The organism is Natronolimnobius sp. AArcel1, from assembly GCF_011043775.1.
GTDB lineage: Archaea > Halobacteriota > Halobacteria > Halobacteriales > Natrialbaceae > Natronolimnobius.
Genome location: NZ_JAAKXY010000003.1, coordinates 748,940 through 775,884, shown reverse-complemented (window position 1 = coordinate 775,884; position 26,945 = coordinate 748,940). Strand labels below are relative to the sequence as shown.

Below are 26,945 nucleotides of genomic sequence, written 5' to 3'. Positions count from 1 at the left end.
GGGTGTGTTGGTAGCGGAGTAAAAGTTGACGATACGTGTGGACCCAGTCGGTCGTTGACAGGCAGCAATTTTCGGGTGACCGCCATCAAACGGATTACTGTACTGATCTATCGGCGCAATCACTGCGTGGATCGCAGTTGCCCGGAACTGACGTACAGTTCTCAGTCGTCCGCTCGGTAACTCAATTCGGGTGGCTGCTCGCCAGCACCGAGGCGCATGTTCTGCTCGTAGTAGCCATGTACCGCCGCAGTCAGTGTCACCGTCACCGCGATGATGCCTGCCCATGTCAGGTTCGACAGCAGTGTCAGCGGGTAGATCTCGAGCCAGAGAGCGGCGACCAGCGCACAGCTAATCGCTCCGAGCGAGAGATACAGTTCGCGCCAGGCAAACTCGTGGCCAGGGACGATCTCGAGGTAGATACTGATATCTCCCGTTCGATCGGTTGCCTCGATAACGCCTTCATCCGAGTCGAACGAGAGGATGCCCGCTTCGTCCATCTTCGGCAGGTGTGTCTGCTGGAGCGTCGTGTACACTCGCTTTCGCTGGGCAGGCGTGACACCCTCGAGCGTCGTTTCGTACTCCCAAGCGGCGATCTGTTGGGCGAGATCGCCGAGTTCGACTGGCCGACCGTCCTGTTTGAGAAAGTGCAAGACGTAGCGTCGACGTTGGTTTCGCAGCACCTCGAAGATTTCGCCCTTGGAGAGGGCTGGAATAGCCGTTTCGTGGCTGTCGCTCGAGTCTGTCCCGCCCGTCTCGCCACCGGTGTCGGTTGCGGACGATGCATCGCTTTCGACTGTTGTGTCAGTCCCGTCTGTCTCTGTGGTATCGTGTCGTTGTGTCTGGGCCACCGAAACTCACCTTACTCGTCCCGTTGCTTTCCCGCCACACCATCCCCACACAAGTCGCTTAATTCGTGCCAGGTACGCCACCTATATAATTCTCCTGCCGTGCGAAAGAACGAGTTACTGCCATCCCAGTATCGCCGGCAGTGACTCGTAGCGGCCGTTGAAACCCTGCCTTACGTACTCGAGTTGGCTCCCAGTATTGTTGCAATCGACTCTGCAATCTCGGCTCCGAGCCCGGCTTTATCCCCCTCGTAGGCGGCGACGTTTGCGGCATGAACCAACAGCGCGCGCGTCTCTGTCTCACCCATGACGCTCGCATCGTTGGCAACGACAAAGGCGAGATCCGCCCGCTCGAGCGTCTGTCGTGCCTGTTCGATCATCGCAGCATCTTCTCCAGAGGTCTCCGCTTTGAAGCCGACGATTGGAAGCTCCGGTTGTGTCTCGCGCACCTCGTCGATCAGTTTCGGCGCTGGCTCGAGGTCGAGCGTCAGGTGCTGGCCTGAGCGAATCTTCTCGTCGCTTGGCTCGACGGTGTAATCGCCAATAGCCGCGGCCGACACCAGCGTATCCGCGCTTTGGCAGGCCTCCTGGGTTGCCTCGAGCATCTCGGTCGCGCTCTCGACCTGTTGGACATCGGCGTAGGGAACGTCTGAGCCCTGCTGGACGAGCGTCACGTCCGCGCCGCGAACGTAACAGGCCTTTGCGACAGCCCGTCCCATTTTCCCCGACGAACGGTTTGTCAGAACGCGCACGGGGTCGATTGACTCGCTGGTTGCGCCCGCGGTGACGACGATCTGTTTCCCTGCAAGCGGTTGCTCGCCTGCAGCACGCGCCACATCGGCAACGATTGCCTCCTCGCTCGCGATTTTCGCTTTCCCCTCCTCGAGTCGCGGATCGACGAAGTCGACGCCCCACTCGGCGACGGTATCGATTGCCTCAAGCACGCCGGGGTGGTCATACATCGGTTCGTGCATTGCAGGCGCGATTACGACGGGCGTATCCGCACCGAGCGCCGTCGTCGCGCAGGTCGTCACTGGTGTATCGTCGACGGCCCCGGCGATTTTGCCGACCGTATTCGCCGTTGCGGGTGCGACGAGAAAGACGTCTGCCCAGCCGCCGTACCCACAGAGGTCGACGTGTTCGACCGCGCCCGTAATCTCCGTGACCACGTCGTTTTCTGTCGCGAACTCAAGCGCCCAGGGGTGGATGATCCCCTGTGCGCTCGATGACATCACGCCGCGAACCTCGGCTCCCTGGCGTCGCAACTCGTGGGCCAGTTCGACCGTCTTGACGGCCGCGATCGATCCCGTGACCCCGAGTGCGACGTTGATTCCCTCGAGCATTCGTTCCGTACTCTCGGTGCCGTCGTGTTAAGCGTAGCGAGCGATTATCCGTGCTCGCCAAACGCGAAGACGTCGTACGACTCGATCGACGGGCTCTCTGCGGGGGCACGAAAGCCGTTAGAGTTCGCGCTGAACTCGACTGCGGTTCCTGGCTCCGGATCGTACAGAATGTCTGTTCCGGTCCCGCGAAGCCGGCCGTCGACATCGTAGATCAGTGCGATAACCGTCACCCGCTGTTTGTCCGTCGATGGGACGTCGAGTTCGCCGACGACGTTGACGACGTCGCCGCCCACCGACAGGTCGGTGGCGTGGACCGTCGCATCGTCGAGTCGTGTCCGTTCGGGTTGAGTCGTCGCTTCGGTAATCTCCGCAATTATGTCTCCGCCCTCGAGACGGTCGTTCTCAGCGGTCGCGCGAACGTACCACCGCAGCGTCGTTTCCGGCGGGATATACGCCGAGATGTGTGTCGCCTCGGCGAGTATGTCGCCATCCTCGTCTAGGATCGACGCATCGATCTCGAGTCGGCCGTGGGGAGCTGCTGTTGGATTCTCGACCTCGATGCGGCCCCATCCGGTCCCACTCGTCTCGCCCTCGAGGAGGTCGGTCGCGACAATCTCAGCGTCGGCTTCACCCTCGTGGGCTGCCGAATCGTCCTCGTCGGACGAACAGCCGGCGACGGCAACTGCCATCGCCGCGGCCAAGATTCCGCGCCTGTGCATAGTCACCACTAGGCACTGGCAATAACATAGCTTTCGATTCAACCCGAACTCGGCGAGAACGGAACGACGGTGCTTATTCCTGAGCCACGCTCGGGTGCATTGTCGGCTCCGCATCAAACGGCTCCGCGAACGCCTCGAGCATGGTCTGGCGTGCCTGTTCATCTCGGCGCTGTCGTTCGTCGTCGTCAATCTCTTCACAGGCAGGCGGAATGTCGCGACCGCGGCCGGTAAAGTAGCCCGCCGGGGCGACCCAGTCGTGATAGAAGTTCGCCTCGGAGTCGTGGATTACCGCGAGGCCGACTTTCGCCCCGTGGCCGGCCGCAACGATTGCTTGGTGTGGCTCGTTCGCGAGTCGACCCGCGGCGTAGACGCCGTCGACGACCGTTCGCCCTGCATCATCTGTGTCGACGAAGTGTTTGCTCCCGCGCTGGAGTCGTCCGACATCCAGCGGAACGAGATAGTCGCTGTCTGACCACGACGCCGCCACAACCCGGCGCGCCTCGAGCGGTTCCCCGCCGTCCGTTTCGAGAACGAACCCATCCTCGAGCGCCGTCTCGGTGATCGGTTCGGCACGCGTCACGCGTCCGAGTTCGAATTCGACACCCGCGGTCCCGGCCTGTTCACGGACCAGTTGCAGGTACCGCCGGGCGTCAACGCCATCGGGGAAGCCGGGGTAATTCTCGAGGCTGGCATTTCGGGCAAGGATTGGCTCGCCACCGTCGACGACGAGGGTGTCCAGGCCTGCACGGGCGGTAAAGATCGATGCGGCGAGGCCGGACACGCCCCCGCCAACGATACACACGTCTCGCATGCTCTCACGTTGCCGACAATGGCTATAGAAGGTTCGCACTTATCGGCGACTCGAGTGACCTGTTGCACAGCGCCACAAATGGGGAGTGTGACCTCGGTTGTAGAGATAGCAATCCTTACTTTCGGTTCCGTCCTACACAGCCTGTGGACAGAATTCTCCTCAGTACTGTCGCGTATCGTTCCCCCGAGGAGGTCTTTCCGTACGTGCGGTCGTTTACCAACTATCCGCGGTACACGGACCACCTGAAATCGGTCAACGTTCACGGCGACGGCGGCGTCGGATCACTGTACGACCTGCATCTAGCATGGTGGAAACTCAACTATACAGCTAACTCGAAAGTCACCAGTATCGACGCGCCCCAGTCGCTCGAGTGGCAACTGACGAACGATATCGACGCTCGCGGGGAGTGGCGGGTCGAACCCGAACCCGACGCGGCACCGCCAGACGCCGAGATGGCGAGTCGCATCTACTTCGATGCAGTGTATGATCCCTACTCAGCGGACAAAAACGCGATTTCACTCCCCCGATTCGTCTCCCTGGACTGGGTCGTCACAAAGGTCCAGCCCCGACTCCTGAGCGAAGCCGAAACCGTCGTCCAGCGACTCGTGACGGATATCGAAGACCGAACCACGCCACGCGACGTCGAGTTGACGATTCACGAGATGCCCTGAACGCGTCCCGCAAGACTCAGTTGTCGAAATCGAACTCCGAAACGACTTCGATCTCGCCACGCATCGTCATTTCGTGAGGTTCACAGACGTACGCCGCCAGTTCCTCGGTTGCAGTCACTGACAGTTCCTGCCGGGCGTCCGGATCATCGATCAGTTCAGTCGCGTAGTCGTCGACAACTGCCTCGTCCTCGTCCCACAACTGCAGGTCGTGCATGGCACCATCGCCGCCTTCTTGGGCAATTGTGTACTCTCTGCCTTCCTCGAGCACCAAATCCGGATTTTCAACGCCCTCGATGTGGGTCGGTTCGACGCCGATCCAACCGGCGGTCTGTGGCTCGAGCGTAATTTCAGTTACGTCCGCCCACGCAGCCGGATCAGTCAGCGTAAACGTAGAGACGACCGCCGCGTGGTCCTCGTCGTCTTCATAGTGACCGATCACCGAAAACTGGCCGCTGCCGACATCGCTCGTCTCGAGTGTGAGCGAGTCGCCGACGGCATCGAACTGGTACTCAGCCGAATCGTCGATGTCGCCGCCGCGAACGCCCACAACCACGTCATCTGGCTTCGAAGTGAGCGTCAACGTTGCCGTCGTGTCGTCAGATTTGTCGATATCGATCGCTGCCTGTGGCTCGGACCGCTGCGTGCTGAACTGCTCGGCCCACCCATACCACTCGTCGTCAATCTCGAGGACGGTAACCCTCGCTGGGCGGTCAATCCGTTCTCCGTCAACCTCAACGTCGACTTCGAACTCGAGGACGTATGCTGCCGTCGCCGTGCCATCGAACTCGTCATCGGCTTCGAGGTCTGCAACGAACTCGTCGTCGGAGATTGCGTTCTCGAGCGTCATCGCGTGAACTTCCTCGGGTGGGGTTGATTGCTCGACGAGTTCTTCCCACTCGGCGTCGTCCACCGAATCGAAATAGGCTGCGGGAACGTAGTTCAGTGCGGTTTCAGTGTCACCAGTGAGGCTTACCACGAGGACGTCTCGGCCGGTTTCACGCGCTGCGGGAGGGACCTCGTGTTCGTCGTCTTCGTGTTCATCGTCGCTTGCAGTCTCGTCAGCATCCGTTGCGTTGTCCTCAGACTCCGGCGACGTTCCGGTCGAATCCGTCTCGAGCGTCTCAACACAGCCGGCGAGTGCGAGGAGGGCACCGCTGCCGAACAGGAGTCGGCGTCGATTCATAGCTGACCGTTTGTGGCTGTTCTGTTAAAACCAGTGATGTGTTCGCTCGAATTTTTAGAGCGTGTAATCGTGCTCGCCGTCTTCGCTTGCGAGGAACGCCTCGAGCAGATCAATCGTCGCAGCGATGTCGTCGACGTGAGCCGTCTCGGTGACGGTGTGGAGATAGCGCGTCGGAATCGAAATCGCACCGACCGGTTTCGCACCTGCGACGTTCTGGAACCCGGCCGTGTCAGTGCCGCCAGCCGGCAGAATCTCGAGTTGGGAGTCGATTTCTTCGTCGTCGGCGACCGACTGCAGTCGGCGATGGACCTTCGGGCTCGTGATGACACTCGAGTCTTTGAGCTTGATCGCGGTTCCCTCACCCAGATTGGTGACGTGCTCGCCGGCTTTGAATCCGGGCACGTCGTTTGCAACAGTCACATCGAGGGCAATCGCGAGGTCGGGATCGACATCAACGCCGAGTGCCTGTGCGCCGCGCAGGCCGACTTCCTCCTGAACCGTTGCACAGAAATGGACGGTGACATCGGGGTCCTCGAGCCGCTCAGCCGCCTCGAGCATGGCGAACAGACAAACCCGGTCGTCGAGTGCCTTCCCGGTGACCGTCTCACCCATCAGTTCTGTCGTCTGTTCCATCGTGACAAGATCGCCCGGCGAGACGCGCTCCTCGAGGACCTCGTAGGGGAGGCCGGGGTCGACGAACGCGTCTTCGACCTCCGGTGTCTTCGTCCGGTCGTCCTCATCGAGCGTGTGGGGCGGCGGCGAGCCGATGACGCCCGGCAGATCGCCCTCCGTGGTGTGGATCGTCACCCGCTGGGCTTTGAGCACGCGTGCATCCCAGCCGCCGAGTGCGTCGAGTTCGAGAAAACCAGGACCGTCTTCCTCCCCGCGGACGTGTCGAACCATGAAGCCGATTTCGTCCATGTGCGCCGCAACGGCCACCGAGTAGTCGTCGTCTTCCCCCTCGAGCGTGCCGACGACGTTGCCCATCGCGTCGGTCCGAACGCGGTCGACGCTGTCCTCGAGGTGGTCGATGACGCGGGCGCGGATGCGGTCTTCGTAGCCGGGCACGCCACTCGTCTCGGTCAACTCGGTAAGAACATCGAGATCAAACGGAACACTGTCCATAACCACATATTCGAAACCGAGCGGATAAATAACAGGGAACAGGCAGGCAGTGTTAGCACAATTATGTTTGTGAAACAGATATTGTGTTGTGCAGATGTGCAGCGACGATGCCAGCGTTCGTGTCGTGATACCAACCACCGAGTTTTAACCCGTCGACGGGGTAGGTGTGCGTATGAGTAGCGTACGCGTTGCTGGGACCGGACTGACCCCGTTCGGTGAGTACCCCGAACGGACGAGTCGGGACCTATTTGCCGAGGCGAGCACCACCGCCCTCGAGGACAGCGCCGTTCCTCGCGATGACGTCGACGGCGTCCTCTACGGCAATTTCATGGGCGAATTGTCCGAGCACCAGGGTCACCAGGGGCCGCTGATGGCCGAAGCCGCTGGCGTCACCGCGCCCGCAACCCGGTACGAAGCCGCCTGTGCCTCGAGCGGGATGGCGCTTCGCGATGCCGTGATTCGACTGCGAAACGGCGAGTGTGACGTGTTGCTCGTCGGCGGCGCAGAGCGGATGACCAATCTCGGTACCGCGGGCGCGACCGAAGCACTCGCAATCGCGGCTGACGACCTCTGGGAAGTCCGAGCCGGGATGACCTTCCCCGGGGCGTACGCGCTGATGGCCACCGCCTACTTCGAGACCTACGGCGGCGACCGCGCGGACCTCGCACACATCGCCGCCAAGAACCACGAGAACGCACTCACCAACGAGAAAGCCCAGTACCAGCGCGCCCTCTCCGTCGAGGATGTTCTCGAGGCACCCACGGTCTCGAGTCCGCTCGGACTGTACGACTCCTGTCCACTCTCTGACGGTGCGGCCGCCGTCGTCCTCGTAAGCGAGAAATACGCCGACGAACACGACCTCGAGGCACCCGTGGCGATCACCGGGACGGGCCAGGGCGGTGATCGGATGGCGCTGCACGACCGCGAGTACCTTGCGCGCTCGCCCGCCGCACGCGAGGCAGCCACACAGGCCTACGCCGACGCCGATATCGGCGCGGACGACGTCGACCTCGCAGAGGTCCACGACTGTTTCACTATCGCCGAAGTGCTCGCCCTCGAGGCACTCGACCTCGAGCAGGTCGGCGAGGGCATCTCGGCCGCTCGAGATGGGCGGACGACGGCCGACGGTGAGACACCAATCAACCTCTCGGGTGGGTTGAAAGCCAAGGGCCACCCGGTCGGTGCAACTGGCGTCTCGCAGGTCGCCGAGGTAGCGACGCTGCTCGCGGGTGACCATCCAAACAGTGAGCACGTCGAGGGAGCAACGACCGGCGTGGCACACAACGCGGGTGGCACAGTCGCGAGCGCAGTGGTCCACGTTCTGGAGGTCACCGCATGAGCGACCACTCCGAACTCGACTCCGAGAACGTCCGCGACGCCGGCTTCGACGACTGGCTCGACGCCGCCGAAGCACACGAAGCGTACTACCTCGAGTGCGACGCGGGCCACGGCTCGCTGCCGCCGCGGCAGGTCTGTCCCGAGTGTGGCTCGACAGCCCTCACCAAGGAACCACTGCCGGAACCCGGCGAGATCGCGACCTATACCGTCACACACGTCGCGACACCCTCGTTCGCAGACGACGCCCCGTATGCGACCGCCATCGCGGACTTCGGTCCTGTACGGATGACCGGCCAAGTGGTCGAGATCGACCTCGAGGATATCGAGCAGGGACTCGAGGTCGAGGTTGCGGTGACAGTGTCGGAAACGACCGGTGAGCGCGTCGTGGCGTTCCAGCCCGTGTAGTGATACCGTCTCGAGTTTTACTCGACCCTAAAACTGATAGTATTCTAATCAATAGTGGGCCGTATGACTGACACGTCCCCGGAGTCCACTGCTGTCGCGGTTATTGGCGGTGGTGTTGCAGGAATGAGTACGGCGGCCCGGTTACAGGCGGCAGGCGTCTCCACGGTGGTACTCGAACAGCACGAGCACATCGGTGGATGTGCTGGCTACTATCGCACCGACGGATTCGCGTTCGACGTTGGCGCGACGACGTTGGTCGATTTTCAGGAGGGCGGCGTCGGTGGACAGTTACTGGCTGATATCGGCCTCGAGCCGCCGGATATCACGGTACAGGACGCGTACGATGTCTGGCTGCCCGACCGCCGCGTCACACTCTATCACGATCAACAGCAGTGGGAACGGGAACGGACGGCGAAACTTGGGGACAGCGACCGCCACCGTGAGTTCTACTCCTTTCTGGACGATCTCTCCGAAACGTTCTGGCGGATTACCAGAGAGGGCGTGAAATTACCCGTCCAGACGCCGGGCGATGTCGTTCGGAACGCGAACGCAGTGGGACTTCGAGACCTGCCCCAACTCCGGTATCTACGCTGGACGATGGCCGATGCGCTGGACGCCTACGATGTCGCCGATGAGCGAGCGCTTCGGCACATGATTGCCATGCTCGTCGAAGATACAGTCCACACGACACTCGAGGAGGCACCGCTGATCAATTCGGTCCTCGGAAGCACGATCCGACGGGCTGGTATCGGTCGAGCGACCGGCGGCATGTACGGATTCTGGCGCGCCTTCGAGGAGCAGTATCTAGACCTTGGCGGTACGATCCGCACCGATCACCTCGTCACGGAGATCACGGGCGAAGCGGGGGCGTTCCGGATTCAAACTGCTCGCGGGGTGTACCACGCCGAGCAAGTCGTCAGCGCCGTTCCGATCAACCTTACCAAGCGAATCGCACCATCAATCGTCGGCGACTCGTTGGATCACCACATCTCGATGATGGAGGCCCACGAGGGTGGTGCGGTAGTCGTGTTCCTGGGCGTCCCAGCGCACGAGGTGGACGATCACGAGAGTACGCACCATCAGGTGCTGCCGACGTACGACGAGCCACTGGGGGACGGCAACAACATGTTCATCACCGTTTCCGATCCCGGCGATACCGTATCCGCCCCGGAGGGGTATCGCGCGGTGATGCTCTCGACGCACTGTGACCTCGAGCAGTGGGACCCCGATCAGAATTCGTACGAGCAACGCAAGAACGATATCCGAGACCGTCTTATCGAGGCTGCTCGAACGGTTTATCCGAATCTCGCCTCGGATCCCGTCGTTTGCGAAGTCGGAACCCCGGTTACGTATGAAACGTTTACGAACCGCCCACGCGGAGCAGTGGGCGGCTATCGACAAACGATGGCAAACACCAACCAGCGAGCGGTGCCACACGATATCGGTGTCGACGGATTCTACCTCGCCGGCGACACCACGTGGCCGGGGCTCGGGACCGTTGCGTGCGTTATCGGCAGCGAAATCGCCGCTGAACATGTACTCGGATAGTCCGTTACTCGTGAGACGTCTCGTCAACTCCCGGCCGTCGCTCACGGCGACGCTCCGAGAGCAACGCCTTGAGACGCTTTCCTGGCCCGCCCTCGAGTGGCCACCCCTTGGTCCGCCAGATAGGTGGTTCCGGTTGAAAGTCGGGACAGGAGCCGGAACACTTCGCAGCAGTCTGGCATGCGCCGGTTGCCCCACAGTGGGGAAGCAACTGCGCCCCATCGGCTGCCTGCAATTCAAAATAGCGACAGTCGGGGCGCATCGTATTGACGAACGAGCGCCAGCCGCGCTCGTAGGCGCGTTCGGCGATTGCAAGCCGTTTGTCGGCCTTTTGTTGCGGATCAACGTACTCGAATCGCGCTGCTGAACTCCCGTGAGCGCCGTCGTCCGGCCGCTCGAGAATGCGCGTCCCCGGCTCGTCAACCCCGAGATTGCGGGGGTACCAGGCCACATCCGCCTCGAGCGTGTCCGGATCGAGCGCCAGCACGCCCGCTTCGACGGGCAAGTCCTCGAGGAGAACGGGCTCGACGCGCTCGCCGGTTTGCCGGGTGGCGACCCAGACCTCGTCGGCCAGCGCCATCGCGACGTCGTACTCGAGTTGTGAGCCGAGTGCGCGGGCGGCGCTCGCATCCAGATCGGGTTTGTTCTCGATGGCGACGATGCGCTCGCACCAGTCGGGGTAGGGCCACGTGCGCCGAATTTCGATGCGGTTGCCTTTCTTTCGGGTCTCGAGAATCCCGCGGTCGTCGACCTCGTGAATCGCCTCGCGGACGTACCGCCAGGGGTAGCCGGGGTGGGGGAGCGCGTCGCGGTAGTAGGCCCACTCCGCGGGTGCGTTCCGGACGATGTGCAGGTGGTCGCTCTCGAGGCGCTTTGGTCCGAACTTCGCGCGCTGGCGGAGAGAATCTGGGTTGCACTTGAGGATGATAGTGTCCCAGCGGCGGCGTTTGGTCCCGAGTTGCCGGGCGACGATGTGGGCGGTGTCAGCGCGGGCGTCGCTGTCGCCGTCCGGAGGCCACTCGCGTTCGGCCCACCGGCAGGTTCGCAGTTCGAAGGCGAACTCGGAGTCGGCGAAATCTGTAGCCACGTCTTGCCATCCTTCGGACTGAGAGAGCAAAGGCTACTCGGTCACGGATCGTCGGGTTTTCGTTTACATCCGCTCCGTGCCGGCGGTTGAAGCGAGGTACACCACGGCGAGTTCGTGGAGCGCAGGATGGGGTATCGCCAGCGGGCGCGCGTCCTGCACGCGCTCGAGCGCTACCCGAAAGGGAAGCCCGTCTTCCGCGGCAAGGGTCGTCGCGATTACCGTACTACTGCGTGAAATCCCCGCCTTGCAGTGGATCAGCGTCGCCCCATCTCGACGGTAGCAGTTGCGGGCGGTGTCGACCGCCTCCCCGAAGGCGGTCCAGTCGTTTCCGCGGCCGTCGGTGAGCGGTCGGTGGTGCGTCGTACGCGGCGCGGCCTCGCTCGAGAGAGACACTACGAACGTGAACTGCCGGTCGTGACGCGTCGGGTCGGCCGCGAGCACATTTCCAAGAAACAGATCCCGATCATCAATCCAGCGGATCACCGGCTCGTCGTCCATGTAGCTGAGCGGCCGAACCAACGGTGAGTTCGACTCGAGGGTATCGGTAAGCTCCTTGCCGGAACGGAAATTTAGACTCGTCCGTGTTCGGGACCACGAGTGGCCGTACTCGACGAAAATATGACTAGGTGAGTATCGATTCCGTCGAGAATCGGATTCAAAATCAGGTCGACTGTGCGGCGGTGACCGAGTCGGTCTGCGTCGTGGGGTCCGTCTTGGCGAATGCGGACCCGAACATCCGGAAGATTGCCACGTACATGTAGAAGTACAGCACCGGCACGAACAGCAGACCGATGATCGTCACTGCGAGGACGAACGCAGCGACCCAAACAACGACGCCGACAACGATGGGCAACAACATTGCCACCAGATAGTCGACGCTGAATGCGACTGACTTGATGACGCCGATGTCGAATGCGGCGCTGATGTCGCCCGTCCGTGCGTAATTTGTCAGCGCGGCCGGGACGATGTAGGAGATAAACATCATCAACGGGATGAACGTCAGCATGGACATGAATCCGAGCCCCGCGAGGACGCCACCGTCGCCACCGAGCGCCCCGCCGGTGCCTAGAAGGACGCTGACGAGGATTACGTAGAGAATCGCCGGGACAAGCGAGTAAACTAAACCGATCAGTATCGCGCTGATTCCCTTTATGAAGAGTTCGCCCCAGTCTTCAAACGCAGGTGGTTCGTTAGCTCCCGCAACCGTTGTCTCGAGTACTCTGACGAAGTATCCCATTAGGAAAACGACTGGTATCAATAGAAATGAGAGAAATCCAAGTACGGAACCAATGATTGTTCGGCCGACCCACTCCCCACGAACCGGATACGAAAGGCCATCTTCAAGCATTCTGTTCAGCTCAAAGTAGAGTCACATATTAAAACTATTCACTTAGATGACTCAAAAAATAAAGGCCAGTTGTCACTTCCACGGTTCAATTTCCCGCGCATCGTCGGTGACGATGCAGTCACAGCCGCACCGACCACTCGACAACTCACTAGCGCCGCGACGAACGGAATCGCCGGCAGTGCGACGATGCCGACGACCGAAACGAGTGCGGCGACGGCGACGACGGCAACGACAAGCGGGATGATCTGGAGGACGCCGACCGCGACAGCGTACTCGAGACTCGAGACAATCGGCCAGAGCGCCGAGCGGTCGAACGCCGCGCGGGCCGTTTCGGTGTGAGCGTAGACCGCGAGTGCTGCCGGCAGCACGTAGTAGATAGCGAGACTCGAGGCGATGAGCGCGAGCGCAAGGAGTGCAGCGAACAGGGCAGCAAGCAGGCTGAGTCCCCAGATCAGTACATCATTGCCGCCAACCAGTGGGGCGAGTGCAACGAGGCCAGCGTAGCCGACGGCTGCGACCCCGGCTGCGATTGCAGCGCCGACACCGAGTGGCACGAGCAGATACGTGGCTGCAACTGCAGTACCACCGACGCCAACTCGCGTCAGCGTTTGCCACTCGCGTCTCTCGCGCACCTCGAGTGCGGGCGGCTCGTCGTCTCCGGCGAGCGTTGAGTCGAGGACGCGGATACAGTAGCCCGCGAACACGAGCGCGGGGAGGATAAGTGGAGACCCGAGGACGAGCACACTACCCGTGAGCATGCGCTCGAGACCGGCGCCACGGATTGGGTACGAGAGAATAGCGGTGGCCGATTGCATTGCTGTAGCTGACTCCTTGCAGGCCGGTCACATAACGCTCGTGGCAGTACTCGAGTCGACTGCCGGACTACTCCTCGTCTTCTTCCCACTCGTCGAGGAACACGTGTGCCTGCTCGAGGATTTCTCGTGGGCCGTCCTGCGTGACGGTGTTTACGGCCTGTTCATAGTCGCGCCACTGGAGGTCGCGATGTTCGTTCGAAAGTTCAGCGCTCGCTTCGAATGACTTTGCAATAAAGAGATGAACGGTCTTATGGATCGTTTTGCCGTTCGCCTCAAAGACGTAGTCGTAGTCTTCTCGAAAGCCATCGAGGAGTCGGAACTCTTCAATACCTGCCTCTTCCTTTATTTCGCGGATTGCCGTCTGCTGTAGCTCTTCATCTCCTTCGACACCGCCCTTCGGAAACTCCCAGTCGCCCGGGCGGCTCTTGAGTAGAAGATACTCGCGCCGGCCCCGCGTATCGCGGAAGAGGATTGCGCCTGCGCTCGTAGCTTCGACTGCCATTACCCGAACTAATAGATGCGACGTTAAGAGAATATCGGACTGTTCGTCCTACGGACACTGTTTGGTGTGGTGAGTTACATGACTCTGTTACGGTAGCGTATCTGTCCGTTCGCGAGAACGTTCGGCGACGGATCTCAGCAGGCTTTTACGCCCCGGCCGTTGACGATGTGCTAACTCACAATGACCTTCGTCACCCGTCTCACACTCCAGAGCGGTGATCGCGCCGCTTTAGACAGTACCGTGGATGACATCAAAACAACCGCCGAACGCAAGGGTGCCGCGCTGAAAGGCCCGCATTCGCATCCGCCAGAAAAACTCTCCGTTCCGCAGCACCAGCGTCTCCACGCCGACGACGAACGCCAGTTTTCCTCGTGGACCTACACTGTCTTCACCCGCGAACTCGAGATTCACGGCCACGACGGGATCGCGCGTAATCTCACCGAGCGCGCCTTCCCCGACTCGATACACGTCGAAGTCGAAGTCGAACAGCGCCGTGGGACTGGCCGAACGAACTGATCTCTTACATCGCGGCGCAACATCGCACTTTTGATCCTTCCCGACAAGCATGCGGTATGCCCGCAGACCACCTTATTGCACTTCGCCGAGAGTTACACCAGAAACCGGAACCCGCCTGGCGCGAGTTCTACACGACCGCACGGATTGTCTCCGAACTCGAGTCCAGAATCGACCTCGATGAACTCTATATCGGTCCCGACGCCATCGAGACTGACCAGCGAATGGCCGTCCCCGACGAGGCTGAACTCACCCACGCCTACGAACGAGCGCGCGCTACTGGTGTCGACGAGGCCGTCCTCGAGCGTCTCGAGGGAGGCTACACGGGCGCAGTCGCTGTCCTCGAACGCGGCGAGGGGCCGACCGTCGGCCTGCGAGTCGACATCGACGGCCTCCCACGAGAGGAGTCAAACGACCCCGAACACGCCCCCGCTGCGGCGGGTTTCCGCTCGAAACACGAGGGCGCGATGCACGCCTGCGGTCACGACGCCCACGCGACAATCGGGGTAGGGGTTCTCGAGCGCATCGCCGAGAGCGACGAGTTTTCAGGCACGCTCAAGGTCTTCTTCCAACCCGCCGAGGAGGTCATCGGCGGCGCGAAGTCGATGGCCGAAAGCGAGCACATCGAGGATGTCGACTCGCTGCTCGCGATGCACATCGGCCTTGACCACCCTACGGGCGAAATCGTGGCCGGTATCGACGGTTTCCTCGCAGTTCGCCATCTCGAGGCCGAGTTTACGGGCGAATCAGCCCACGCCGGAGGTCATCCAGAGCAAGGGCGCAACGCTGCACAGGCGATGGCGGCAGCGGTCCAGAATCTCTACGCAATCCCCCGGCACAACGATGGCCGAACGCGGGTCAACGCCGGCCGTATCGAGGCCGGCAGCGCCTCAAACGTGATCCCCGAGTCCGCCCGCATCGTCGGCGAAGTTCGCGGCGAGACGACCGAACTCATGGAGTACATGAGCGAGGAGTGCGAGCGCGTCCTCGAGGGCGCGGCCACGATGTACGACTGCGAGGTTGAAATCGAAACCGGTGCGGAAGCCCCAAGCGCGACCAGTGATCAGGAACTCGTCGATCTCGTCGCCGACGTTGCAGGCGATGTTTCAGGTGTAGAGAACGTCCTCGAGCGCGACGACCTCGGCGGCAGCGAGGACGCGACCTTCCTGATGCAGGCGGTCCAAGATAACGGCGGCAACGCCTGTTACGTCGGTATTGGGACTGATCACCCCGGCGGCCACCACACCGCGACGTTCGATGTCGACGAGGCGAGCCTCGAGCACGGAATCGACGTACTCGCGGGCACAATTGAGCGGATCGCTCGCACGCAGCCCTAATCAGTACGACTCGAGTCTGCGTATCGGACGCACTGATCAAACAACCGAACGTTTTTCTATCGAACCTGTGTGCGTCGAAACAACTTGCGGGCGTGTCCCGCGTGATCGATGATGGCAACCGAGTCACTACAGACGTTCCGAGAACGAGCGGGACTCTGGATTCGAATGGCGGTCGCCGGCTTGGTCGCCGTCCTCGGGTTCGTGCTGTTGTTTGTCATCGAGATTGCGGCGATAGCGGTGATGTCGATGTTCATGCTTGTTCTGGGTGCACCCGCTGTCGCCGTGTTGCTACTGTTCATCGGCCTCTGGCTGGGTATTGCGGGCGTTTATCGACGACTGATGCCCGCCCCGCTTATCGTCGGTCGGATTTCGAACAAGTGGCTGCAGGGACTCGAGCAGTTCGCCCGCGAATTCTCTACTCCCAACGAAGCTCTCGTGTTGCGCTCGTTCGCGCCCATGCTCGGCGGACTCATCGCCTGGGTTGTGGGATACACAATCGTCGAATCCACGCCGCTGATTTCACGGCTCGAGGCCGTCCTCGCAGTTGGGTTGCTCTGTGGCGTCATCGGCGCAACCTACTACACGGGTCGGACGATTGCCGGTGAACTGGGACGTGGAGGAACCGTCGAAGAACACCTCGCAGAAGATATCGACGTCATCGAAAACGACAGCGACGCCGATGAGGTGCTGGCCGAGACGGCAACCAGCAGCCTCGCGGAGCTACAGGCACGCGTCGACCGCCTCGCAGCCCAGGCAGGCGTCCCGGCACCAACCGTTCGACTCGGTCGCGAGCGCCGTCCAGTCGCCGCGACGGCCGGATTTCGACCGACCACGTCGACGATCGCCGTCTCAGTCGGGCTCTGTGACAGGCTCTCGACGCAGGAACTCGAGGCAGTCCTCGCGCACGAACTCGCCCACGTCGTCAACCGCGATGCGGCGATTCTGACCGCGCTGGCACTGCCGAACGCGAAGTTCGATACGCTGCTTGACAATGCTCTTGCCGATCCACACGACGATTCGGCGTCCCCATTCCAGATACACCCGATGGTACTGCTCGCTGCACTCCCGGTTATTGGCCTCACGCGAGCATCGGTGATTCTCGTCACCAGATACCGCGAGTACGTCGCCGACCGCGGCGCGGTTGCACTCACCGGCGACCCTGCGGCACTCGCAAGCGCCCTCGAGACACTGGATCAGGAACTCACCCGCCGGCCCGCGAGCGATCTGCGGACCAATCGGTCGACGGCGGTGTTCTCCATCGTGCCGCCGCCGTGGGAGGAACACCGCTTTTTCGACCGCACGCGGCGGTTCATCGCGCGCACGCTGCTTGGAACACATCCAGCGACGGAGAAACGGATCGAACGGCTTCGAACGGCAGCCGCTGACGCCAGTTAAGCGACTCGAGCACCGCAAAAAACGAAAATCGGTCGGTCTCAGTAGTCGCTCGAGTCGTCGTCCATCTCCGATTCGGCGTCGGGCACGATCTCGAGATCGAACGGTTTGTCAGCGGGTGCGGCGTCTGGCTCGAGGTAGCCAACCGCGAACGCGGAGTAGACATTGCCAGCGCCCGGACTCACGTCAAACGTCGCAACCACATCGCCGTCGTTGTCATCAGTGGCGGGACGGATCTCGAGGGTGTAGTCGCCGGGGTCGACGTACGCTGGGCCAGCCTCGCCGAAGGCGACATCCTCGAAGAGGACGACCTCGCCGTCAGCAGCCGTAATGTCGACCGCGGGCGCGTCAGGTGCGGCGTGGACTGCACGAATGCGGGCCTGATCACCAGGATCACTGAGGTCATCCTCGAGAACAGCCGGTTCAAATGGCTCGTTCTCCTCGGCGAGTTCGCCCAGTGCAGCGATTGTGTAGTCGCCGTCACCGATCTCGAGTTCCTCATCGAAGACGACAGTATCCTCATCGCCTGCAGCGGTGATCATCACTTCTGCTGTGCCAACCGGCAACTCGAGGTAGTCGCTCACGGCTCGGTAGGGCACGTCCTCGAGGACTGCATCGCCGTCGACCCAGACGTCGACGTTTGGCGCGTCTGGTGAAAGATGTGCGACGCGGACGGAGCCAGCCGCTGCTGTCTCGCCTTCAGCGTCAAGCACGACCTCGAGGTCGAACGCCTCATCTGCTGGTGCCGCATCTGGCTCGAGATACCCAACGGCGAACGCGGAGTAGACGTTACCTGCCTCAGGGCTGACGTCGAATGTCGCAACCACATCGCCGTCGTTGTCATCAGTGGCGGGCCGAATCTCGAGGGTGTAGTCACCGGGGTCAACGTACGCTGCGCCGGCCTCGCCGAAGGCGACATCCTCGAAGAGGACGACCTCACCGTCTCCAGCCGTGATGTCGACGGCGGGCGCGTCAGGTGATGCGTGCACTGCACGAATGCGGGCCTGATCGCCAGGATCGCTTAGGTCGTCCTCGAGCACGGCCGGCGCGAATGGCTCGTTCTCCTCGGCGAGTTCACCCAGTGCGGCGACCGTGTAGTCGCCGTCACCGATCTCGAGTTCGTCGTCGAAGACGACAGTATCCTCATCGCCTGCAGCGGTGATCATGACCTCTGCCGTGCCGACCGGCAACTCGAGGTACTCACTCACTGCACGGAAGGGCACATCCTCGAGAGCGGGTTCGCCGTCAACCCAGACGTCGACGTTCGGCGCGTCTGGTGAGAGATGGGCGACGCGGACGGAGCCAGTGTCGTCCATCTCGTCGTAGTCATCCTCGTCATCTGCAGTATCGTCAGTGTGGTCGTCGTCTGCTCCGTTTCCATTCCCGTTCCCGTTTCCAGCACTCTCCTCGTCGTCGGCACCGCCAAGACAGCCCGCAACTAGTGTTACACCCGTTGCACCCACAATCGATAGCGCACCACGCCTGGTCTGTTTTGGAACCATTAGTAGCCTGGTTGGTGTGTACAGAGATGTGACACACCCCTAACAGCGTAGGCAATCACGAGCTGCTGAGAGTCACCATGCTGTGACTGTTCCACGCTCTGTGATGAGTTGGCGACTCGAGCGATCTGCGTGTCAATCAGTCGATAACGGCGTTTTCCGTCGTGTTGCTCACTGTGGGAGGACACTGGTTCATCGCGCCCACGATGCTTGGGACGATCCCTCTACGGAAACCCGAATCGAACGCCTGCGCGCTCGAGTGTAATCGCATTGCGTGACAAAATACAGTGGCCGGGAGCGGGCTTCGAACACCGTGAGAAGTCCGCTCAACGGGGAAGGGCAGGTGATAACCCAGTTACCGACCGCGAGCGACCGACGGGAGCGAGCGGGCCGACGACCGATGTGAACGAGGACGATAGGACGAGTGAACGGAGGGAGGAGTGCTTTTCATCGAAGCTAAGCGGGATCGAAGATCCCGCGAGGTCGTCGGGCGGCAGCGCCGCCCGACTGCAAGCGATTCCGAAGGAATCGCCCAGTCCAAAAGAGCGCGACGCGCTCTTTTGAAGATTTTTCCGAGTGCGGTCGCGAAGCGACCGCACGTGGTTCGAGACGCCAAAGGCGTCTCGTCATCAAGCGAAACCTTGGGTTTCGCGGACATCGCGAATCTTCGATTCGCTCAGTCACGAGAGAGCGGAACTCTCTCGAACGACAGAGAAAAAGTTCATTCCTTAGTATTTCGGCTCGGCCCCAGTCGTCTCGTAGACCGCGTCCATCAGGTCGTCGCGGCGCTCTTGCCAATGCTCGAGTGCGGCCGGATGGTCGGGATACGCCTCATACAGCTCGAGCAGGTCGTCAGCGCGGCGTTTGGTCTGATAGAGATTCAGGATGGTACCCCAGTGGCCGTAGCTCTTGTAGAGGCTCTCGAGGGCAAGTTTCGGGCCGATACTCGTACTCCCGGAGTAGAGTGCTTCAGCGAGTTTTTCGCCGGGCATGACCGCAAGCAGGCTCATGAGGTCATCCACGTCGATGGCTGTCGAGAGGATGTTGTAGACGTCCAGTGCAGCGTAGCGTGCGCCGAAGTGGTCCATGACGCGCTCGTTGTACTCCCAGAGGGCCTTTTCGCTTAGGTCGCCGTCCTCGATACCCTCGACGATGGCCTCAGCGGCGTACTTACCGGCGTAGGCTGCGCCTGCGATTCCGCCGCCCGTGGTTGGGTTGACGTGACCCGCAGCGTCGCCGATTGCGACGTAGCCCGGGTGGACCGCCGAATCGTAGGGTCGTCGGGTGGGGAGTGCGGCACCGAGTTTGTCGTCGACCTCGGCGTTCTCGAACTCCGGTCGGGCCTCGAGGTCGCGTTTGAGGTCGTCGACGAGTTGCATGGGCTCTTCGGTCATCTGGAAGCCAAGCCCGGCGTTGATCTCGGTGTCGGTGCGCGGGAAGTACCAGAGGTAGCCCGCCGCGCGCTCGGTCGGCTTGAACACGAGGGCGTCGTCCCACGGAACGGGCTCTTCGACGGTGACGATTTCGCGGTAGGCCGAACAGAAGTGCGAGTAGTCGACGTTCGTATCGAACGTGGAGTTCGAGAAGTCGACCTTGTCCTGTAGGACCGACAGCGAACCGGCAGCGTCGATGACGACCTCGGCCTCGTAGGTCTGGGGGTCGCCGTTCTGTGTCGCCTCGACGCCCGTCACCGTTCCCTTGTTGTCGTCGGCTTGTGTGACGTCTTGGACGACGGTATTGTAGTGGATTTCTGCGCCCGCGTCTTGTGCGCCTTCGATGATTCGCTTGCCGTACTCCCAGCGGTCGATGACTGCCAGTTCGCCGGGGACGGGAATCTCGAGGACGGTATCTTCCTGTGGGATTTCGAACCGGCCGTGGTCGACGCCGGTGTTGGTGAAGGCGGGTTCGATCTGTTCACGGGGAATCGCCTCGGGAAACGCCGAGGCCCCTTTCAGTGCGTCACCGCAGGCGATGTGGCCCGCTTCGTCCTCGGATTTGCGTTCTACGATGACGACCTCGTAGTCCGCGCGTGCGATAGTCGCGGCCGCGTAACAGCCTGCGGTCCCGGCACCGACGACGACGGCGTCTGGCGAGTGGGTGTCGGCTGCCGGCGCGGCTCCCGACTCCTCCTGGGTACTCATACCAGTAGTGTGGACACTGCGGTATGAAAACGTTTTATGGTCGATTCGGTTGCTCTCGAGGCGTCACCCTCAACTGTGAACACCGCTCCGAACGACTGTCTGTCACGAGAGGAACGTGATCGCTCGAGTGATGGTTCGTCCTGCCGGAGACAACGACAGCGGAATAAAGAGTTTTAGTCGGGTCTTCCGTAGCGGACGGTATGACTGAGTACACCATCGAGTTCGTCGGGACGGACGAGACGATTACCTGTTCGGATACCGAGACGATTCTCAGCCGGTGTCTCGAGGAAGGAATCGCCCAGGAGTACTCCTGTCGCGTTGGGATGTGTCTGGCCTGTTCAGCCGAAATACTCGAGGGTGAGGTAACCCAACCTGCTGCTCGCGGCTTTACCGATGAGGAAGCCGAAAACTACGCGCTGACGTGTATGGCGCGCCCGCAATCGGACCTGAAACTCGAGCGCGGCAAGTATCCGCCAAGTATCGAAAGCGACGCGGCGGTTGAAACTGACGGCGATGCGTCGGCGACGGCTGACGACTGAGTCGGCTGTCTCGAGTTTCTGGGAAGCGATATTTGGATACCTCGAGCGACGAGGATCCAGACAAGAGCGGTAGCCAGAAGGAAGGAAAGACGAGAGAACGGCAGCGAGATTATTCGACGAAATCGATATCGTCGTCGCCCTGTGGCTGTTCCTGCCCGCGAGTCTGGGGTTGGCCCTGCCCTTGTGCTTGGCCCTGGCCACCCATATTCGGCTGGACGGACTCGCCATCCGGTCGGCCGTAGATCTGCGGTGATTCGACGCCCGTGACGACGATCATCGTGCGCATGCTGCCCTCGAGCGATTCGTCGATCGAGGTTCCCCAGATGATGCGTGCGTCGGGGTCGATCCGGTCGTAGATCTCTTCGACGACGCCTTCGGCTTCCTCGATGGCCATGTCGTTGCCACCGGTGACGTTGACCAGCGCGGAGTTCGCGCCGGAGATATCGACATCGAGCAGGGGCGAGCGCAGTGCGGTCTTGACGGAGTCTTCGGCTTTGGCTTCCGAATCCGATTCGCCGAGACCGATCATCGCGACGCCACCGCGCTCCATGACGGTCCGAACGTCAGCGAAGTCCAGATTGACGAGGCCGGGTTTCGTGATGAGTTCCGTGATGCCCTTGACCGAGCGCATCAGCACCTCGTCGCTCACTTTGAACGCCTGCCGGACGGGCAGTTTGCCGACGGAATCGAGCAGGCGGTCGTTTGGTACGACGATCACCGTGTCGGAGACGTCGCGCAGGCGCTCGAGTCCGGCTTCGGCGTTCGTTCGGCGGACCTCGCCCTCTGCGGTAAACGGCGTTGTCACGATCGAAATCGTCAGCGCGCCGGCCTCGCGGGCGGCTTTCGCGACGACTGGAGCAGAGCCGGTTCCGGTGCCGCCACCGAGTCCGGCGGTGACGAAGACCATATCGGAGCCATCGATTGCTTCGTAGATGTCCTGTTGGCTCTCGAGGGCGGCTTCCTCGCCGACCTGTGGGAGCGAGCCGGCACCGCGGCCGCCGGTTTTCTCCTCGCCCATCAGGATCTTGGTGTCAGCACCGATTTCGACCAGGTGCTGGACGTCCGTGTTGGCGGCGACGAGCTTTGCGCCGTGGATGCCTTCCTCGTGCATCCGATTGACGGTGTTGCCCCCGGCACCGCCACAGCCGACGACAGTGATGTCGGTCTGGAGGTCCTGGAGTACGTCCTCGAGTTCTTCGTCGGTCATCGTCCCGGATTGGCGGCCGCCGGAGTCAGCAGAGGAGGGCTGACCGTCGTGTGACGTCTCAGCCGCGGGGGACTCGGCCGGGTCCCCGTCTTCGGCCTCGTCGATGGCGTCGTCGATGAGTGAGTCCATTCTTGGACCCATCTAAACAATGGAGCATAATTACCTTTCCCCTACACGTCAGCCACCTGTCTGACACGTTATGGTGTGATTACCTGTTTAGTTACTGGGGAAGAGCAGAGTGAGCGCAGGCACCTGGTAGTTGCGTACTTCTCTCATATACCTGATTACTCACAGGTCGAAGCGATCCGTCCGTTCAGTCTGGAAGCGCTCGGGAGTAATCGTCTCGCCGTCGACCGTCACTGACTCTCCAGCGGCCAGTGCGCCGAATTTCGGACCCTCCGGAATCCCGGCCGTTGCGGCGCGTTCAGGGTTGAACGCGGTCTCCGTCGCGATGACTGCATCGTCTGTGAGCCTGACGGTGTCGTATTTCTCTTCCAACAACGCAACGAGGTGCTCGAGCAGCGCGCGTTTCGTCTCGAGTGGTTCGCCCGCAGGCACGGCGACCGTCGAGCCGACGCGACTACCGCCGTTGTCGGTGCTGAATGCGATCGTTCGCGCCTCAACGGCGTCACGAACGCGCTCGGGGTCGATCCCTTCTGCCGTGTCGATTAAATCTCCCGGAAGCGAGACGATCTCGAAGGTGTCGTCGCGGCGCTCACCGAAGCGAAGGCCGTCGTCGACCGATTCGACTGTGGCCTCGAGTTGGTCGACTACCTCGAGCGGTCGGTCGCCAACCTCGCGCAGCCACGTCTCGCTGACGAGTCGGTAGCCAAGGTCCGTAAGGGTCTCCTCGAGAACGGGCCAGTCGCCGTCGATAACGGCGATGTCAGTGTTGCTCGCGTCGAACGCGGCTGCGAGCAGGTCGCGATGGGCGCTTGGGTGACCGAGATCCTCGAGTCCCCAGTCAGCGGCGATGTGGCCGACTGCCCACGGGGTTTCGCGGACGATGCGCCCGAATCGTGGGGCGTAGTGGTTGCCGCCGAAGCCGACGACCTGCCTAGAGCGATGGGGGGCAACATCCCGAAGGTCGAGAATACCTCGCGCGACGGCCTCGGCACCTGCGGGGTCGTCCCACTGCTCGTCGCCACTGCCGAGTTCGGCAAAGAGCGAGGGACAGCCAACGTCTGTCGGGCCGTGGTGGGTACACTCCATGCCCACATCGTACTCCTCGGGCGCATGCTCGTCGAAGGCCTCGAGCAATCGGGCGAGTGCGTTCGGGCAGGTCTCGGCGACGGCGTTGTCTTCGCCGCCGAACTCCGCGGGACCGAAATTACCTGTAAAATGACCAGTCAGGAGCGCGCCAGTGTCGCCGGAGTGACGTGAGGCAAAAACGAGCAAGTCGGGATCACAGTCGAAAGCTTCAGCCGGGCGCTCGAGTTCGAGGTGGAACGCCTCGAACGTCCGGAGTTCGATGCCATCCGTTTGGTAGTAGGTTCCGCCGCCGTCGGCGTCGGATCGGCTGTCATCGACTCGTTCCGTCCAGTCGGCTAAATCGCGCAGATGATCGCAGATGTGGACCGAGGCACGGTCCGCGCGGCTCTCGACGATTGCGAGGTCGCTCATATCCGCCCTCCGTGTTCGGCGGTCGTTAACCCGACGGTTCGGCCTGGGACTACAGGACGAGCGCAACGAGAAAGCCCACGTAGCTGACGACCAGCACGCCCCCATCGAACCGAGAGAGCCGCCGGCCGTGAGCCATCAGCCCGACGAGTACCACGGTGAACGCGATCAGGACGGGAAGCTCGAATCGCAGCGTACTCGAGGCAATTTCGATCGGCGTAATGAGCGCGACAATGCCGAGGACGGCAAGAACGTTGTAGATATTCGAGCCGACGACGTTCCCGATCGCGAAGGCGGTTTCACCCCGGATTGCGCCGACGACGGATGCCGCCAGTTCCGGCAGCGACGTGCCGAGTGCGAGCACAGTCAAGCCGATCACGAGATCGGAGACGCCAAGCGCCGAGAGCAGGTCGGTGCCGCCCGCAATGAGCCAGCGCGACCCGACGAGGAGTGCGACCAACCCGGCACCGACGAGCGCGACGTCTCGCAGTTCGACGCGAGAACTGGCTCCGGGCTTCGCCGTTGGCGCGGGATCAGTTCTGGCGCAGTAAACCAAATACACCGTGAACCCAGCCAGTGCGAGCAACAAGAGCAACCCCTCGAGACGGCCGATCGTCCCGTTGAGGCCGAACAGGACGAGCAACAAGGCAGCGAAGACCATAAACGGGACGTGCCGTCGCATCACGGTGTCGCTGACCGACAGCGGCCTGATGAGTGCGGCAATGCCGAGGACGAGTCCGATGTTCGCGATATTCGAACCCAAGACCGCACCGAGCCCGATATCGCTCGAGACATCGAGCGCGCCGATGGTCGCGACAAACACTTCGGGTGCAGTGGTCGCAAACGCAATCACTGTCACGCCGACGGTCGCCGCTCGGAGCCCGATACCCAGTGCGAGCCGTCCCGCACCGGCAACGAGCAACTCGGCACCGGCGTACAGCGCCACAATGCCGGCGACGAGCAACAGCACGGAGACCAAGCTCATACGCGAGCGAGTACTCGAGAACGGCGTATAAGCGCCGCGGAACCGGGTAATGTGTGCGGCCGCGGCCACGTCAAGCGCAGTCGACGGACCCGGACCCATTATAGGGTCGCCGTCCGCACTCGCGTGTAGAGCAATGGACGTATTTGGACTTCTTGGCAATCCGGTCGGCCACTCGCTGTCGCCGCCGATGCACGAGGCGGCGTACGACGAACTCGAGTACGACGCGCGCTACGTAACCTTCGAACCCGAGCCAGCCGATCTCGAGGCGGCAATTACGGGTGCCGATGCCCTCGGTATCACGGGGCTGAACGTGACGATTCCGTTCAAACAGGACGCCCTCGAGGTTGTCGACGCCGACGAACTGGCGACGAGAATCGGCGCGGTCAACACGATCGATTTCACGGGCGATGGTGCGCCAACCGGCCACAACACCGACGCTGGCGGTGCAATGCGCGCGCTGCGCGATCACAACGTCTCCCTCGATGGGGCTGACGCGGTCGTCGTCGGCGCAGGTGGGGCTGGCCGCGCAATCGCGTTTGGCCTCGCAGACGCTGGCGCGGATGTCGCCATCGCAAACCGCACCGTCTCGAGCGCACACGATCTCGCCGAGGAAGTCCCTCGGGCGACCAGCCACGGCCTCGAGTTCCTTGAGTCGTTGCTCGCCGATGCGGACGTGCTGGTCAACGCCACCAGCGTCGGCATGGAAGAAGACGCAACACCAGTTCCCGCGGCAGCGTTACACGACGATCTGGCCGTCATGGACGCCGTTTACCAGCCCCTTGAGACGCGGCTCCTGCAAGATGCGGCCGCTGCCGGCGCGACGACGGTCGATGGCGCGTGGATGTTGCTCTATCAGGGCGTCGAAGCACTCGAGCGCTGGACGGGACGGGACGCGCCGGTCGAGACGATGAACAAAGCACTTCGAGAACGATTGTAGCGCCTGAAAACGTCTTCTGTGGGCTCGATTACAGCAGTTGTGGTGAGAGCGAAGCAGGGACGCCCACTCGTAGCAGTTCTGTATTGTATCAGGCGAATTTAAGTGAAAGAGACCACTATATCAGGATAATGGCAATCCTCGAAAAGCTGAAGTCGTTATTGGGTCTCGGCGGGTCGGGCTCGGAATCTACTCCCTCTCGAGAGGTCGGGGTAACGGTCGAACGCGAACGATCATCGGACGACGAGTCCGACCTAGCTGATGCAGACGACGCCGCCGCTGCTGGCTCGAGCGCCGCAGGATCGACGGGGTCGGTGGTCGATCCGAGCGATGACCCTGAGCAGGCAGCCGAACCCGCGGAAGCAGCGGGACCGCCAGCAGATGCAATCACGGATACAGCCGATACTGAGCCGGATTCAGCGGTCGAAACGGTCGATCCGGAATCGGACGAGGTCGTCATCGAAGACGCAGAAGCCGACTCCGTGACTGAGTCAGAATCAGAGACGGACGACGAGGCCGACGAGCAGGTCGATGACGAGACAGCGGAGGAGGCTGAGGAGACGAGTACAGATCCAGATGATTCGGATGTGGACGTGGACGCCGACGAGTCCGACACAGACGTTGATGCAGAGGACGAGGCTGATGAAGACGCTGATTCTGAGGACGAGGCTGATGAAGACGCTGATTCTGAGGACGAGGCCGACGAAGACGGTGGGGAGGACACCCAAGCGACGGACGATGAACTCGCGACAGATGCGGACGACGCCAACGATACGGATGCCGATGCGACAGACACCGAAGACGAAACTGCAGCCGAATCGGTCGATGTAATCAAGGGGATCGGCCCGGCCTACGCCGACCGACTCACTGCTGCAGGCGTCGATTCCGTCGCCGACCTCGCCGATGCCGACGCCGCCTCGCTGTCGGAGCAGACCGATATCTCCGAAAAGCGTATTCAGGGCTGGATCGACAAAGCAGCGGTCAGAAACCGCTGAAATCGACTGGTACGACGTATTATCTCGTCGTCCGAACGGGCGAAAC

Annotated in this window: 27 protein-coding genes; 11 read left to right on the top strand and 16 right to left on the bottom strand. The window is 61.9% G+C overall.

Going from position 1 to position 26,945, the window contains the following annotated elements:
- Nucleotides 1–161: 161 nt before the first annotated feature.
- The 4 genes from G6M89_RS12150 to G6M89_RS12135 form a co-directional block, all read right to left on the bottom strand.
- On the bottom strand, nucleotides 162–848 hold the full coding sequence (locus G6M89_RS12150) for a hypothetical protein (RefSeq protein ID WP_343162639.1): 687 nt from the start codon (nucleotides 846–848) through the stop codon (nucleotides 162–164).
- A gap of 170 nt (nucleotides 849–1,018) precedes the next feature.
- Nucleotides 1,019–2,188, bottom strand: a complete 1,170-nt coding sequence (coaBC, locus tag G6M89_RS12145; protein WP_165162033.1) for a bifunctional phosphopantothenoylcysteine decarboxylase/phosphopantothenate--cysteine ligase CoaBC — start codon at nucleotides 2,186–2,188, stop codon at nucleotides 1,019–1,021.
- 44 nt (nucleotides 2,189–2,232) lie between these two features.
- On the bottom strand, nucleotides 2,233–2,907 hold the full coding sequence (locus G6M89_RS12140) for a hypothetical protein (RefSeq protein ID WP_165162032.1): 675 nt from the start codon (nucleotides 2,905–2,907) through the stop codon (nucleotides 2,233–2,235).
- A 73-nt stretch (nucleotides 2,908–2,980) separates the two neighbouring features.
- Entirely contained in the window at nucleotides 2,981–3,718 is a 738-nt protein-coding gene (locus G6M89_RS12135) for an NAD(P)/FAD-dependent oxidoreductase (RefSeq protein WP_165162031.1), read from the bottom strand.
- Between the two features lie 143 nt (nucleotides 3,719–3,861).
- Between G6M89_RS12135 and G6M89_RS12130 the strand changes: the two genes are divergently transcribed.
- Entirely contained in the window at nucleotides 3,862–4,389 is a 528-nt protein-coding gene (locus G6M89_RS12130; RefSeq protein ID WP_165162030.1) for an SRPBCC family protein, read from the top strand.
- Between the two features lie 16 nt (nucleotides 4,390–4,405).
- Here G6M89_RS12130 and G6M89_RS12125 read toward each other — a convergent pair whose 3' ends face one another.
- Together G6M89_RS12125 and G6M89_RS12120 are read right to left on the bottom strand one after the other, a co-directional pair.
- Nucleotides 4,406–5,572: a hypothetical protein gene (locus G6M89_RS12125; protein ID WP_165162029.1), complete on the bottom strand. Its 1,167-nt coding sequence runs from the start codon at nucleotides 5,570–5,572 to the stop codon at nucleotides 4,406–4,408.
- 54 nt (nucleotides 5,573–5,626) lie between these two features.
- On the bottom strand, nucleotides 5,627–6,697 hold the full coding sequence (locus G6M89_RS12120) for a M42 family metallopeptidase (RefSeq protein WP_165162028.1): 1,071 nt from the start codon (nucleotides 6,695–6,697) through the stop codon (nucleotides 5,627–5,629).
- Between the two features lie 172 nt (nucleotides 6,698–6,869).
- Here G6M89_RS12120 and G6M89_RS12115 point away from each other — a divergent pair, with 172 nt between their 5' ends.
- The 3 genes from G6M89_RS12115 (at nucleotide 6,870) to G6M89_RS12105 (ending at nucleotide 9,988) form a co-directional block, all read left to right on the top strand.
- Nucleotides 6,870–8,036, top strand: a complete 1,167-nt coding sequence (locus G6M89_RS12115) for a beta-ketoacyl synthase N-terminal-like domain-containing protein (protein ID WP_165162027.1) — start codon at nucleotides 6,870–6,872, stop codon at nucleotides 8,034–8,036.
- Entirely contained in the window at nucleotides 8,033–8,440 is a 408-nt protein-coding gene (locus tag G6M89_RS12110) for a Zn-ribbon domain-containing OB-fold protein (protein WP_165162026.1), read from the top strand. Before G6M89_RS12115 ends, G6M89_RS12110 begins: the two co-directional genes overlap by 4 nt.
- A 63-nt stretch (nucleotides 8,441–8,503) precedes the next feature.
- On the top strand, nucleotides 8,504–9,988 hold the full coding sequence (locus tag G6M89_RS12105) for an NAD(P)/FAD-dependent oxidoreductase (RefSeq protein WP_165162025.1): 1,485 nt from the start codon (nucleotides 8,504–8,506) through the stop codon (nucleotides 9,986–9,988).
- Between the two features lie 4 nt (nucleotides 9,989–9,992).
- Here G6M89_RS12105 and G6M89_RS12100 read toward each other — a convergent pair whose 3' ends face one another.
- From G6M89_RS12100 to G6M89_RS12080, 5 genes are all read right to left on the bottom strand, one after another.
- Nucleotides 9,993–11,072, bottom strand: coding sequence for a DUF5787 family protein (locus G6M89_RS12100; protein ID WP_165162024.1), 1,080 nt, complete (start codon nucleotides 11,070–11,072; stop codon nucleotides 9,993–9,995).
- Nucleotides 11,073–11,135: 63 nt separating this feature from the next.
- A complete protein-coding gene (locus G6M89_RS12095; protein WP_165162136.1) occupies nucleotides 11,136–11,570 on the bottom strand; it encodes a dual specificity protein phosphatase in 435 nt (144 codons plus the stop codon).
- 163 nt (nucleotides 11,571–11,733) lie between these two features.
- Entirely contained in the window at nucleotides 11,734–12,420 is a 687-nt protein-coding gene (locus G6M89_RS12090; RefSeq protein ID WP_165162023.1) for a DUF4013 domain-containing protein, read from the bottom strand.
- 38 nt (nucleotides 12,421–12,458) lie between these two features.
- Entirely contained in the window at nucleotides 12,459–13,235 is a 777-nt protein-coding gene (locus G6M89_RS12085) for a DUF4013 domain-containing protein (RefSeq protein ID WP_165162022.1), read from the bottom strand.
- A gap of 67 nt (nucleotides 13,236–13,302) precedes the next feature.
- The gene (locus G6M89_RS12080; protein WP_165162021.1) at nucleotides 13,303–13,737 is read right to left on the bottom strand and encodes a bis(5'-nucleosyl)-tetraphosphatase; all 435 of its coding nucleotides are present in this window, start codon (nucleotides 13,735–13,737) and stop codon (nucleotides 13,303–13,305) included.
- A 180-nt stretch (nucleotides 13,738–13,917) separates the two neighbouring features.
- On the opposite strand from G6M89_RS12080, the gene G6M89_RS12075 reads away from it, so the two are divergent.
- From G6M89_RS12075 to G6M89_RS12065, 3 genes are all read left to right on the top strand, one after another.
- Nucleotides 13,918–14,253 (top strand): uS10/mL48 family ribosomal protein, encoded by a 336-nt coding sequence (locus tag G6M89_RS12075; RefSeq protein ID WP_165162020.1) that lies wholly within the window; start codon nucleotides 13,918–13,920, stop codon nucleotides 14,251–14,253.
- 56 nt (nucleotides 14,254–14,309) lie between these two features.
- Nucleotides 14,310–15,587 carry an amidohydrolase gene (locus tag G6M89_RS12070; protein WP_165162019.1) on the top strand — a complete coding sequence of 426 codons (1,278 nt, stop codon included), beginning with the start codon at nucleotides 14,310–14,312 and terminating at the stop codon, nucleotides 15,585–15,587.
- Nucleotides 15,588–15,698: 111 nt separating this feature from the next.
- On the top strand, nucleotides 15,699–16,982 hold the full coding sequence (locus G6M89_RS12065) for a M48 family metallopeptidase (RefSeq protein WP_241175297.1): 1,284 nt from the start codon (nucleotides 15,699–15,701) through the stop codon (nucleotides 16,980–16,982).
- A 38-nt stretch (nucleotides 16,983–17,020) separates the two neighbouring features.
- Here G6M89_RS12065 and G6M89_RS22575 read toward each other — a convergent pair whose 3' ends face one another.
- Nucleotides 17,021–18,481, bottom strand: a complete 1,461-nt coding sequence (locus G6M89_RS22575; RefSeq protein ID WP_165162018.1) for a DUF4397 domain-containing protein — start codon at nucleotides 18,479–18,481, stop codon at nucleotides 17,021–17,023.
- Between the two features lie 267 nt (nucleotides 18,482–18,748).
- On the opposite strand from G6M89_RS22575, the gene G6M89_RS12055 reads away from it, so the two are divergent.
- Nucleotides 18,749–19,042 carry a hypothetical protein gene (locus G6M89_RS12055; protein WP_165162017.1) on the top strand — a complete coding sequence of 98 codons (294 nt, stop codon included), beginning with the start codon at nucleotides 18,749–18,751 and terminating at the stop codon, nucleotides 19,040–19,042.
- A 164-nt stretch (nucleotides 19,043–19,206) separates the two neighbouring features.
- On the opposite strand, the gene G6M89_RS12050 is transcribed toward G6M89_RS12055, so the two are convergent.
- A complete protein-coding gene (locus G6M89_RS12050; RefSeq protein ID WP_165162016.1) occupies nucleotides 19,207–20,619 on the bottom strand; it encodes a geranylgeranyl reductase family protein in 1,413 nt (470 codons plus the stop codon).
- Between the two features lie 200 nt (nucleotides 20,620–20,819).
- Here G6M89_RS12050 and G6M89_RS12045 point away from each other — a divergent pair, with 200 nt between their 5' ends.
- Nucleotides 20,820–21,158, top strand: coding sequence for a 2Fe-2S iron-sulfur cluster-binding protein (locus G6M89_RS12045; RefSeq protein ID WP_165162015.1), 339 nt, complete (start codon nucleotides 20,820–20,822; stop codon nucleotides 21,156–21,158).
- A 109-nt stretch (nucleotides 21,159–21,267) separates the two neighbouring features.
- Here the strand turns inward: G6M89_RS12045 and ftsZ are convergent, their stop codons facing one another.
- The 3 genes from ftsZ to G6M89_RS12030 all read right to left on the bottom strand — a co-directional run bounded on the left by ftsZ (nucleotide 21,268) and on the right by G6M89_RS12030 (nucleotide 24,970).
- Nucleotides 21,268–22,494 (bottom strand): cell division protein FtsZ, encoded by a 1,227-nt coding sequence (gene ftsZ / locus G6M89_RS12040; RefSeq protein WP_241175296.1) that lies wholly within the window; start codon nucleotides 22,492–22,494, stop codon nucleotides 21,268–21,270.
- Nucleotides 22,495–22,653: 159 nt separating this feature from the next.
- Entirely contained in the window at nucleotides 22,654–23,988 is a 1,335-nt protein-coding gene (locus tag G6M89_RS12035) for a D-aminoacyl-tRNA deacylase (protein ID WP_165162014.1), read from the bottom strand.
- Nucleotides 23,989–24,037: 49 nt separating this feature from the next.
- Complete coding sequence (locus tag G6M89_RS12030) at nucleotides 24,038–24,970, bottom strand: calcium/sodium antiporter (RefSeq protein WP_165162013.1); 933 nt, start codon at nucleotides 24,968–24,970, stop codon at nucleotides 24,038–24,040.
- A gap of 133 nt (nucleotides 24,971–25,103) precedes the next feature.
- On the opposite strand from G6M89_RS12030, the gene G6M89_RS12025 reads away from it, so the two are divergent.
- Nucleotides 25,104–25,907, top strand: a complete 804-nt coding sequence (locus G6M89_RS12025; RefSeq protein WP_165162012.1) for a shikimate dehydrogenase — start codon at nucleotides 25,104–25,106, stop codon at nucleotides 25,905–25,907.
- A gap of 128 nt (nucleotides 25,908–26,035) precedes the next feature.
- Entirely contained in the window at nucleotides 26,036–26,899 is an 864-nt protein-coding gene (locus G6M89_RS12020) for a DUF4332 domain-containing protein (RefSeq protein ID WP_165162011.1), read from the top strand.
- Nucleotides 26,900–26,945: the final 46 nt, after the last annotated feature.